This window comes from Pseudocitrobacter sp. RIT415 (genome assembly GCF_003057695.2).
GTDB classification, from domain to species: domain Bacteria; phylum Pseudomonadota; class Gammaproteobacteria; order Enterobacterales; family Enterobacteriaceae; genus Pseudocitrobacter; species Pseudocitrobacter faecalis.
Genome location: NZ_QBJC02000018.1, coordinates 64,411 through 75,045 on the forward strand (window position 1 = coordinate 64,411; position 10,635 = coordinate 75,045).

Here is a 10,635-nt window from a genome sequence, read left to right on the forward strand (position 1 = left end):
TTCTCCTTAATGATTTTTGCTGCGACGTTTTGGTTTGCGGCGGCGCTTAAAGCCAGCGCGGATCATTGACTTGATTAGTTCGAGCGTACTGAGCGCCAGGATGATGGTGACAGCGAACTTTATCGCCACCAGCCAACCGGTAAGCGAATAATCAAGCGCGATATCGATGTAGTGATTAATCATGGATAGGGGTGAATGCTTTTCTGATTTATAGGTAGGCAGGGCATGCCTGTTTCGGCATAACTGAGGATGCGCCACCGCAAGTCATCGAGATAACCGGTCTGGGCAACGTAATATTCGCGCAAAAGGCGAATGCTGACCGCTTCCGTGACTGTCTTTATATCAATCGGCCTCGGCTTATCGCCATATGGCGGAACACCGGTAGCATTTAGTAGTTCGCGAGCGCGAAACCAGCATTGGCCAAGGTATTCCTCCGGCAGATTAAAAGTGAAACCTTGGCCTGCCGGTTCGAGCTGAATATGGTTTTGCCTGGCAAGTGAATGTAGGCGTGAGTTGGTTAAGCCCGGTCGCACCTCCAGGCGCTTGGCCGACGGGATGCGTATAGCTTTATCCATCCAATAACCGTCATCAGGCGTTAGGGTGTAGCCAGCGTTTTCCGCCAGCAGGGCCGCGCGCGGCAACTGCCTCATGGTGGCGAAGAAAATCGCATGAATTATCTTTTCATTGGTCAGTTTCATAGTGCTAATAATGACACAAAAATAACGTAATAATTAGTATTATCTGTAAAGGGTGCGCGACATGCATTGAAAGTATGAGGGTTAGCGAGGAGTTAATTGCATTGCCTGACTGTCATAAGTGCATTAACATCTACGCGTGCTTTTAGCGATTGTGATTGATTGATGAAGGCATAAGCCCCTGGTTCGCCGGGGGCTACTCATATCTGCTTTGGTGTGTTCTGAAGAGATAAAAAATGGCTAAAAGACAATACAGTGTGATGCATCTCTTCCCTAAGCTGGTGGCCATGCTGCGCGGGTCTGAAAATCGCCACTTCAACTATGGTATTAAATGGCTGGAGGAGACGGTCATTATCTTCCGGAATGGTGAATACCAGATTATGCCAATAAATTACGTGAAATTTTTCGAACCAAACCAAGAAGAGCTCAACATGTTAGCTGCCCCATAAGGGGGCCGCTGATATCCTACGGTAATCCGCCATGCATGACAGGCGGCTTTGTGCCAGAAGCAGTCTTTGCGCCATTGGGTGGATATTAAATAATGAAGCAGGCCAACTTGAATAAACAAAAAAATGTATTTATTCAGGATGATTAAAATGAGAATGAATAGTATATTACTTTTGGTGACCGCCCGCGCGGTCACCTTAGATATGGTGGCAACCACCTAGATCCTTGTACAATCTTTAAGCTCTTTTTCTAGTTGCTCAACCAAGTCAGAGCAATTTTTTACAACCTCTTTAACTGACTCTGAATTTAATTCATGAAAATTTCCATCTTTTGTTTTACCTGCTCGATGAACTAAGTCATGCCTGATTAACACGCTTTTATAAACATCTGCGAATATAGGAAATCTAATACCAAAAGTATCTCGATACATGCCACTTACTTTTGGTAGATTATGATAAAGCACACTCTTCATAGACTCCATCGCTTTAGATTCTATTTCTTCATATTTTATAAATAACTCCGAAAGTGAAAAATTTTCTTGATTGTAATCTTTAAAATTTTCAACAAAACTTCTTAAGTTCGCTTGACTACCGTGGGTCAAAGAAATAAAACGGTCACATAAATATGTTTCCAAAGAAGTTATTATATTGGCATACAGCATATAAGTCATTTGTACTTGTAAAACACTATCAATTTGTAACTGAGCATCATTAAGCTTTATGGCGTTCAGCATACTATTTCTGAATGTTATATAGACATCGTGTTCAGATAGATTTCGATCATCAGAAAACTGCATATCAATAACATCTAGAATACGCTGTTCGATTAATGAAGGCCTATTCAACTGCAATACATCTATAGTCGCCTGCCCTCGCTCAGTTAAACCTTCTAAATATCCATTTTTATTTTGTTTTATATGTTCTGAAAAACTTTCAATCACAGGATTTAGGAGTAATGGTTTACCATTCTCATCGAGAGGAAACTGATCTCGTTTAATCATGTTACACGCTCTACAAGCGATGAGCAGATTATTTGTATCCTCCTGGAAGTCAGGATACTTTGATTTTGGTAAAAAGTGCTCAACATCCGCCATCAATGGTTCATAAAGTCTAGTGCCACAGTAAGCACATTGGTGATTAAACTTCTCCCATAGTTCAAGCTTAAGTGTTCTATAATTCCTGATCATTCAATAGTTCCTTTATAATTCTGGTTAGTTATCTATTCGTCAGTTTACGCTAAAGAAACGAGCCTTTAATTGGGTTTAAATTATATCTAAATGTAATCTATTAAGCGATCATATTTAATTAATAACAAGAGATAACGTTCAATTCACTGTTTGCGGGTAAATGTAACTTAACGTCCGCTCCTCGCTCAAAGCCGCCTGCCATGACTGTTTAAAAAACAGTCCTAGCGTAACATCCGGATCTTCATGAATGCTATGGCTGCTTCTGCATCCGAAGCGCCAAAGACGCGGTTGACGCCAGCAATGACGGATTCTTCCGTTCTGCTTAGCCGAGAAAGGATGCTCCGGCATACGTACCGATCTGCATGTGCGATGAAGGCATTAGCGGCTTCCATCGATGGCATATGCCGGTCAACCTGAATTAAGTGAAGAGGGTGCTCCGCGCCGTAATTCAGTGTGCAGGCAACGACTGGAACCCCGTTCCTGATGCCACTTTGCAGGTGGATATGGACGTTGTTGACTACCGTAACCTTCTTTATCTGATAAATAAGCACATCATTAGTATAATTAGGACCAGAATAGATCAGGACCATGCGATGCTGCACGATCTTCTTCAAGCACAATTTCGCGTGCCTTAAGCATACCAAACTCTGTCAGTTGATAGGTCTGGATTGGTGGTATCTCATTAAGAGTATGAACTGTTAACAGTCCCTGCAGCTCCAACCGGGCCAAAGAATTGCGTAAATTCTGCGGCCTGGCCTTTCGACCTCCATAGTGCCCATCGATGTAAGCGGCGATAGCGAGCAAGGTCACAGTTGAAAACTCACCTTGCTCAATGTACCTACGACCTATACAAGACAAAGCCAACTTTTGAAGAGTTGAAAGCGCCATTATTGCTTTTCTCCTTGATTTCACTGCTTCATGCGTTGGCTGTTAACAATATCGAGCATGACTGATTTGTTAGCATCGATATAACGAATATAGTTCATGACCTGTTCTGGCCGTTTCCATGTTCCCTCATGCATGATCTGAGTGAGCTCCGTTCCCTTGAGTGCCATATCCTGTGCTGCACCCACTCGCGGGCTGTGTCCGGTCCAGGTTCTGTAACGGGAGGATTCGAGCGGCGCACCTTTGACTGCTTCCCAGGCTTTGGCAAAAATCTTCTCTATATTTTTTCCGGCCATCGGCTTGGTGGCTGGGTGGGCGTTACCGTACCGGTCCACTTTGCCAAAGATGTAAGTGGCATCATCGACAAGACCACTGGCATTAAGCCAATCGCGCAGCCAACCGGCGACGTCCGGGGCCAAAACCTTCACCACACCAACCTCATCTTTAATCGTTTTGGTGTAACCAATATCGAGGGTTGCTGAACCATCACGCTGAAAGCGCACATCGCTGATGCGCAGGCGCGCGACTTCAGACATGCGTAACAATGTGTTGTATGCCACACCCAAAAAAGCGAGGTCGCGCAGCTGCTGAAGCTTGCCGCCAGCCTTGGTAATTTCAGCCAGTTGAAATAGATCGTCTATGTGTAGCGGGATCGCCTGGTCAACCCGTTCGCCGTTGAGCACCGCCTGGCGGCTAATTTTCTTCATGCCGCGAGTTACCAGAATATGTGATGCCGGTAGGGCCAGTCCGGCCTCTTTATGCACCTTGTTGATCATGGATTTATGCATTGCGACGGTATTTTTCTTGCGGCCAAGCACATCGCGCAGGTAGATCAGATACTCGCGAACATCAGCAGGTTCCGCCGGGAGCCAAACCCTGTCGAACTCTTTACACCATAACCCCCAACTGCGTAGCACGGACTTCATTTGAGCCCAGGTGTTTTCTGAAGCGGCTTCACGGTCGACGAAGAACATGTGCAAATTTTCTGCAATCCGTTCATCATATTTATCTGCGGTAATCAGCAGCTGGGCATCGGTCTGGTTAACCGGCAAGTTAGTCATTGGATCATCTCTTAGGTGCTACGGCGCTGATAGCTAAATTTTAAGAAAACTATCACAACATTAGTATATTTTGTTAAGTTTTTCGTGGTTCTAAATCAGTTTTTATGAAAACAGCCGTATTTTTCATTGAGCGGTGTAATTGCCCGTTGGAAAACTCAGATTTCACGTAGATGCGCCTATACCTGAGTAATGCGTGTGGGTATTGGCGATTTTGAAAACTGGCCGATCTGCTTTATTAACCATCCCATTTTACACAAAAACAAAGGTAATATAATGGGTGTTATATTACTTTTGTAACTTCTTGGGGGTAGTTTAAAGCTTGCGCACTGATACGATGAGCTCGCGCCGTGGGGATGGATTTTTGCTGTATCGAACAAATAACGTACAAATCATACTTAATTTTGATGAATGGGTGTCTCGTACTTTTACCCAGCCCATCGGGATGATATACAACCCAAATTCGAAAAATTGTATGACTTTAGGATAGATAAATGGCTAATAGTGATGAAATTCTTCCTCTTAACAGTGAGATAACTACTGCGATTCAGAAACTTCACCTTGATATGACCTCACCCCGCGCCGTCGCCATCCTCATTAGCCATTTCTGTATTGTTAAGGGCTTGAGCTCTCATCCTGCGGAAGAACGAAAGAATCTTCGAAAAGCCCTCAAGTTTCAGATAAACACGCATGTTAACCAAAAATATACGTCAACCAACTCTGCTTATGGTCGATTTCTCTGACAAAATAGACTAAATTCTCCCTTAGTTTTTATCTAAGGGGCATTGCGCCCATAACCGGAGAATACTGATGTCAGATAGCCGTAAGGGCGAGAACGTCTATAAGGAATTTATAGATTTCCGAGACGCGTTCCTGACAGATGCTATGGATGAAGCTTCTGCCTGGAGCACGAATAAATTTGGTGAGAGGTTCAGGCCTGTTGTGCTGGTCGCCGCGCGCAGGCTTAAGAAATGGACCGATGCAATCGAGCAATGGAAGAAGTACGCCGAAGAACTCAAGAAGTATCCCCAGTTAGGTATCCCTGTTTCACTGTACGAACCAGCCCCAAAGTTCATTTCTGGGGCAACACGCGTGCGGTGTTATGAGCTGCCTGCGACTGAAGTAAAAAACAAACCTCGTGAGAAAATCCTTGCGGATTATGATCGTGAAATAAAGCGTTTTGAGTCTATAGACAATACTAATCCATACCTTACGCAGCTGCGTAAAGAGAGAGAAACCTTCGAGGCAATGCCTCCGAAGGCAAAGCTACGTTTACGACGCACCGGCTATACCGATCTCAACTGTGCGTATAACACCACAGAAGAAAGCCAGATAATGGTGAGGGTATCAGCATCCGGCGTTTTCTTTGACGAAAGAACCCTCGGCCAGGGCTTCACATTTGGCCCTAAAGAGAAAAACACCAGGGCATCGATTTACGCTGAGGTAAGCCCTATTCCTCAATCGCTGTACCCAGGCATAGACATTTACGATATTGATACCGTTGAGAAAGCAAAAGCGGCACAAAAGAAATATCGCGAAAGTAACGAACAAGAGATCAAGCGTGAACAGTGGGCGCGCTACAACAAAAAACGCGCAGCCAAAAATGCGCTGCAGACTGACGCTGAGCATGCGGCCAGTGAGAAAAACCCATCCGGCAGTAGCCAAGACTGATTCAGCCACCAGCGCGGTGCTGGTGGCTTGAACCTAACTCACTCTACGTTTACGCAACCATTCCTCGGCTTCTGAGCGTGTCTCTTCCTCTTCATGGTAGGTGTCTTCGTTCGCCGGGGTAAAGTCCACCAGCTGGGTAAAGCAGTACACGTCCCAGTGGTCCGGAGATTTGATGTTGAGCTTCTCACGCATCTGTTCTTTGGGAACCATATACCACTGACCAGCTTCATTTAGCCCGCAAGGGATCTTACAAGCCTGGTCGACGGCCTTCCCGCCCTTATCAAACTTAAGACGTCCCTGCTGTACGGCCATCTTGGCCATGATGTTTGCGTAGGCTCGTTGGTTGATGAATCGCTCTTTATCCTTCTTGGTGTGCATCTTCTTACCCCAGCGGATACGCTGCGCAATGATCCCATGCTTTTCTTCCAGCACATCAGCGGTTGTCGCGCCCACACCATCGCCATCGATGGCGATCTGTATGTTGGGGTATTTTTCCGGGTCACATTCACTGAAAATGAAGTCTGCAAAACGTGACGGTGTAACGGTCGCTTCCATCTCTTTGACAAGGTGAGGGACGATGCGCCGGTGTTTCCCGTACCCGGATACCCTGAAGATCCCCATCACTGATTTGTCACGGCCATTACCGACGTCACAACAGCAGATCCAGCCCCAGCCCATAGCGAGAGGGACTTTACGCCGCTGCGCGCGCTCACATTCATCACGGCCAAGCAGATAGCCAGACAGAGAACTCGGGAACTCACCACGTACTTTGATCAGATACTCTGGCGACTCCCGGCCACCGTAATCCACCAGCTTCTCTCTGATGAACTTCAGGGTTACCAGTGGTGACTCTTCAGAGTTGAGCTTAATCGCATTATAGAGACCTTGCGGATTGGCCTCGGTGCGCGCCAGGCGGTGATGTGAATCATAGAATTCGCCCGCTGTTCGCGTGGGCTGAGAGATAAGCATCAGCCGGTTATCGTCCTGCGTCAGCGCACCCTTGATGATACCGAAGGCTTTATCTGACACGCCTGATGCTTCATCAATGATGTAAAGCAGGTGTTCTGCGTGCTCACCGGCGAGCGCTTCTTCGTTGCCAAGGCGGAAGCCCTTAGCGATAACCTCCCAGCTGCCCTTCGATGAATTTTCGTAGAAGGTGACGTCAGCCAGGGTAAAGTATTGATCCAGCCATGGGAAGCGCTTCAGGCACTCCTTCCAGTTCTGCCGGATGTATTTAAAGATACCTGTCTTAACCTGCTGTAGCTTGTTGGCCACGATAATGATACGAGACTCTGGGAAGAACATCAGGTAACACAAAATCATGATGGCAGTCATATCAGACTTACCGGTACCGTGACCAGATGATACGGTTGTCCAGCTGCCGGTTTGCTGCACCGACTCGATAATCTCCTCTTGCTGCCAGGTGGGGATCTTATTGAACATGACTTCTGCCGCAGATACCCAGTCATATCGGTACCGCTTAACCAGCTCCTGCCAGCGAGGATCTTCAATGACTGAACGCTTAGTTCTTGCTGCCATCATCTTTCCCGTAAAGCAGGTTATTTATTTCGTCGTCTGGTACTTCATCTTCAGCAAATTGGGAGATCAGATTGATGTCGTTAAGTGAGCCATCAGCAGCAATGTCTCCATAGCCGCCACCATCGACCAGGAGGTTAACCGCCTCGCGCTTTTCGGCCATAAGTTGCTCATGTCTGGCATGGCGAATCGCCCTTGCCTCTCGTGCCTGGCGGTCCAGTTCCTCAGGGTCATATGTCACAGATTTGACTTTATCGCTCTCACCTTCTTTCACTTCTTTACGGGCCATCTCCATCAATAGCGCCGGAACCTTGTAACCATGCGTCTCGATGTAAATCGCGGTATCAACAGCGGTCCACCCGTTCTCCTTGCGCTGCTGGTAGGCCTGCATGATGTATTCAGGTTCATTGGCTTTACGGTCGTGCTGTTCCTGCTCGCGCTTGTTCTTCGCGTAACTCTGGCGAATACCGGCAAGGGAACGGGCAGTATCGTTGATTGCACCGGCGGCAGCGGCGGCGACGGATAATGCTTTCGTAATTGGATTTGGGCCTGGTTCGCCATCTTCAGACGGCGGCGGCTCCTCGGTCAGATAGGTCAGGACCGCCTTAACTGTACGGTTCAGACAGAACAAGTTAACGAGCGATGATTCGATGGCCATCGCCTCTATATCATCAACGCCAGCGTCGGCAATTAACCTACGCGCCTCTTCGAGGTCCTCATCATTTGGGATGATGGATGTATCAAGTATCTGGCTCCCGGCCATGTACTGATCACGGGCACGCCCTGATTTGGTCTTGGTGGATACCGCATTGATCAGTTTCCCGACCGGCACGCTTTCTTCTGTTTGCCCCGCATCGATGCGCGCGTGTCTTCCGGCCTCTTTGACTTGCAGACTTAATTCATTGATTTCCTGAGATATGTTTTTAGGCTGCTTCTTGCCGTTATGATCGCTTTTTCCTTTCGCGGGCTTTTTTTGATCAATTGATCGTTTGGGAGACCGTTTTCCATTGTGATCACCTGCGCGCGCAGCGGGCTGATTGCCGACCTTGGTCGTGCCCTCACCGAGATAGCGACGTGCTGTATTGGGGTTCAAACCATAGTTAAGTGCATATTCCTTAATGGAAATCTTTTCGCCCGCCGCCCGCATTTCTGCATAGCGTTCTCTATGTTCAGACCAGTCCGTTTTTACTGCCACTGCGATCACCCCTTTCCAACGATGATCACAGTCTACTGATCGTTACATCTCGTTTGATCACTTTTGATTGGTGTTCATAGGTTTTTTGACAACCATAAAACAGTCCTATTTTTGTTATTTGATGGGTGTTTTATTGATTTTCTCGGTGGTTTTTGTAACATGTGAATCGCTATTTCAATCAATCACAAGCAGTTAGCGTTAAACGCAAGGATTAACACTATGTCTAAATCACCAATTTTTGTGGCCGTCGATGGCGGTTCTGGCAATATCGCTCTTCGTTTCCAGGACGAGCATGGCGAACTGAAGACGCACATTAGCCCCGCGCTGGTTCGCCGTGGCCTGCTTCAACAGGGCACTCAGGAATCCTCCACGACGTGGCGCACCGATGAAGATGAAATCTTCTCCGTCACCAATGACGCAACCAGCATCGAGCTGGTAAACACCTGCGATCCGGAATACCAATTAAGTCCGGCTAACCGCGTGCTGGTGCTTAACGCGCTGAGCCGCGCCGGGTTGGGCGGGCGCGATGTGGTGTTGGCAGACACGTTACCGGCAGATCAGTACTACGGTGACAACGGCATCAACAAAGCGCGCATTGAAGCGAAGAAAAGCAGCCTCATGCGCGCCGTGGAGAACTATTCCGGTGCTGCCGCCTCCCCTAACATCAAACACGTTGCTATCTATCCTGAAGCTGTCACAGCTTATGTGAGCGCTACAGTGATGCCTGACGGCAACGAAAATCCGGCGTTCGACGGCGTGCAGCGCTGCATGATTGTCGATCTTGGCCGTTTCACTTGTGATATCGCAATCGTTACCAACGAGCTCGAAATCCTTAACCGCGTTACCACTGAGCACGGCATTCACGTGATGATTAAGCGCCTCCATCACCTCCTTCAGGAGCATCAGGAAGTCCTCAACCTGCCAGAAGCGAAGGAAATCAGCCTTTCTGCTCTGGATGGTTTCATCGAACGCGGTTATGCCGGTAGCCAGGCTGCATCACGTGCGCACCTGCGCCGCGACATTCGCCCACTGGTTGAACAGGCCGCGCGCGAGCTGGCGAACGATATTCGCAACGATATTCGCAGCCTTCACCGCAACATGACCGACATCGATATGCTGTTGTTCGTTGGTGGCGGTGCTAATTGGTTGGGCGGGAAGCTGGACTATCTGCCAGACTTCTCTAAAGAGTGGCATGACTACACGTACATCCCGGACGAACCTCAGTTCGCCGTAGTGCGCGGTGTCCACCTGCTGCTCCAGAATGCTCAGCCGCGCATTCTGCAAGACTTAGCGGCAACTGCGGAGGCTTAATATGTCAGGAAGCGACACCAAGGCGAAACGTGATGTGCTGTCGATCAACATCACCGATGATTTGAAGCGATCAGCGGCTTCGTGCCGCTTCATTGATGAGTACCGTGCCACCAGCGACCGTAGCGCTAAGCGTACCAAAATCGTTAGTGCGTTGACTGCTGGCCAGATTATGCAGGAATGCGAGCTGATGGCCGTGATTGGCTTTATCGATACTGAAGCCTTTGCCAGACTCGATATCGATCAAAAACGACTGATGCTGTTGGCTCGTATGCAGGAGTTTATTGGTGTGGTACAGCCAGTTACCGCACCTGTCGTTACTGCTCCAGCGTCAACACCGGTGCAGCAAACTAAACCGGTGGCCCCTGCTGTTAAGGAGCCACCAGCGTCGGTTACTGAAGAGAAGCAGGAAAAAGCAGAGGGTTCAGCTAGAGTGAGTAAATTCGCTAACCAGCTGCCCGGTGCTTGAATCTCTACGCGGTGAATACAGCATTAACCGCGTTAAATAAGCACCTGCTCTTTCCTTCTCATCCTCATCCATAAGCATTTTTTCACGGCGGTCCGGAGGGATTCTCTCCGGATTTCTGCAACGCCTGAAGAATGCATCATCTATCCGTGTTAAGTAGAACGTTCGCGGGCGTACTGAGAGATCAA

At 47.9% G+C, this 10,635-nt stretch carries 11 protein-coding genes; 4 read left to right on the forward strand and 7 right to left on the reverse strand.

What is annotated here, in order from left to right:
* Positions 1-6 precede the first annotated feature (6 nt).
* Both DBY68_RS22935 and DBY68_RS16975 read right to left on the reverse strand, forming a co-directional pair.
* Positions 7-183, reverse strand: a complete 177-nt coding sequence (locus DBY68_RS22935; protein ID WP_158529123.1) for a hypothetical protein — start codon at positions 181-183, stop codon at positions 7-9.
* On the reverse strand, positions 180-698 hold the full coding sequence (locus tag DBY68_RS16975; RefSeq protein ID WP_108476711.1) for a hypothetical protein: 519 nt from the start codon (positions 696-698) through the stop codon (positions 180-182). Before DBY68_RS16975 ends, DBY68_RS22935 begins: the two co-directional genes overlap by 4 nt.
* Before the next feature lie 233 nt (positions 699-931).
* Between DBY68_RS16975 and DBY68_RS16980 the strand changes: the two genes are divergently transcribed.
* Positions 932-1,144, forward strand: a complete 213-nt coding sequence (locus DBY68_RS16980; RefSeq protein ID WP_108476712.1) for a hypothetical protein — start codon at positions 932-934, stop codon at positions 1,142-1,144.
* A 215-nt stretch (positions 1,145-1,359) separates the two neighbouring features.
* On the opposite strand, the gene DBY68_RS16985 is transcribed toward DBY68_RS16980, so the two are convergent.
* The 3 genes from DBY68_RS16985 to DBY68_RS17000 all read right to left on the reverse strand — a co-directional run bounded on the left by DBY68_RS16985 (position 1,360) and on the right by DBY68_RS17000 (position 4,274).
* Positions 1,360-2,328 (reverse strand): HNH endonuclease domain-containing protein, encoded by a 969-nt coding sequence (locus DBY68_RS16985; RefSeq protein WP_108476713.1) that lies wholly within the window; start codon positions 2,326-2,328, stop codon positions 1,360-1,362.
* Positions 2,329-2,892: 564 nt separating this feature from the next.
* On the reverse strand, positions 2,893-3,216 hold the full coding sequence (locus DBY68_RS16995) for a hypothetical protein (protein ID WP_108476715.1): 324 nt from the start codon (positions 3,214-3,216) through the stop codon (positions 2,893-2,895).
* Between the two features lie 20 nt (positions 3,217-3,236).
* A complete protein-coding gene (locus DBY68_RS17000) occupies positions 3,237-4,274 on the reverse strand; it encodes a tyrosine-type recombinase/integrase (RefSeq protein WP_108476716.1) in 1,038 nt (345 codons plus the stop codon).
* An 807-nt stretch (positions 4,275-5,081) separates the two neighbouring features.
* Between DBY68_RS17000 and DBY68_RS17010 the strand changes: the two genes are divergently transcribed.
* Complete coding sequence (locus DBY68_RS17010) at positions 5,082-5,942, forward strand: hypothetical protein (RefSeq protein WP_108476718.1); 861 nt, start codon at positions 5,082-5,084, stop codon at positions 5,940-5,942.
* 33 nt (positions 5,943-5,975) lie between these two features.
* Here DBY68_RS17010 and DBY68_RS17015 read toward each other — a convergent pair whose 3' ends face one another.
* Positions 5,976-7,484 (reverse strand): terminase, encoded by a 1,509-nt coding sequence (locus DBY68_RS17015; protein ID WP_233503903.1) that lies wholly within the window; start codon positions 7,482-7,484, stop codon positions 5,976-5,978.
* Positions 7,465-8,673, reverse strand: coding sequence for a hypothetical protein (locus DBY68_RS17020; protein ID WP_108476720.1), 1,209 nt, complete (start codon positions 8,671-8,673; stop codon positions 7,465-7,467). Before DBY68_RS17020 ends, DBY68_RS17015 begins: the two co-directional genes overlap by 20 nt.
* Positions 8,674-8,892: 219 nt before the next feature.
* Here DBY68_RS17020 and DBY68_RS17025 point away from each other — a divergent pair, with 219 nt between their 5' ends.
* Positions 8,893-9,984 (forward strand): ParM/StbA family protein, encoded by a 1,092-nt coding sequence (locus tag DBY68_RS17025; RefSeq protein WP_108476721.1) that lies wholly within the window; start codon positions 8,893-8,895, stop codon positions 9,982-9,984.
* A gap of 1 nt (position 9,985) precedes the next feature.
* Positions 9,986-10,450, forward strand: coding sequence for a hypothetical protein (locus DBY68_RS17030; protein WP_108476722.1), 465 nt, complete (start codon positions 9,986-9,988; stop codon positions 10,448-10,450).
* Positions 10,451-10,635 lie beyond the last annotated feature (185 nt).

Excerpts from the sequence above, each read along its gene's own strand:
- DBY68_RS22935 (WP_158529123.1), bottom strand. The coding sequence starts at position 183 with ATGATTAATCACTACATCGATATCGCGCTTGATTATTCGCTTACCGGT.
- DBY68_RS16985 (WP_108476713.1), bottom strand. The coding sequence starts at position 2,328 with ATGATCAGGAATTATAGAACACTTAAGCTTGAACTATGGGAGAAGTTT.
- DBY68_RS17000 (WP_108476716.1), bottom strand. The coding sequence starts at position 4,274 with ATGACTAACTTGCCGGTTAACCAGACCGATGCCCAGCTGCTGATTACC.
- DBY68_RS17030 (WP_108476722.1), top strand. The coding sequence starts at position 9,986 with ATGTCAGGAAGCGACACCAAGGCGAAACGTGATGTGCTGTCGATCAAC.
- DBY68_RS17015 (WP_233503903.1), bottom strand. The coding sequence starts at position 7,484 with ATGATGGCAGCAAGAACTAAGCGTTCAGTCATTGAAGATCCTCGCTGG.
- DBY68_RS16975 (WP_108476711.1), bottom strand. The coding sequence starts at position 698 with ATGAAACTGACCAATGAAAAGATAATTCATGCGATTTTCTTCGCCACC.
- DBY68_RS16980 (WP_108476712.1), top strand. The coding sequence starts at position 932 with ATGGCTAAAAGACAATACAGTGTGATGCATCTCTTCCCTAAGCTGGTG.
- DBY68_RS17010 (WP_108476718.1), top strand. The coding sequence starts at position 5,082 with ATGTCAGATAGCCGTAAGGGCGAGAACGTCTATAAGGAATTTATAGAT.
- DBY68_RS16995 (WP_108476715.1), bottom strand. The coding sequence starts at position 3,216 with ATGGCGCTTTCAACTCTTCAAAAGTTGGCTTTGTCTTGTATAGGTCGT.
- DBY68_RS17025 (WP_108476721.1), top strand. The coding sequence starts at position 8,893 with ATGTCTAAATCACCAATTTTTGTGGCCGTCGATGGCGGTTCTGGCAAT.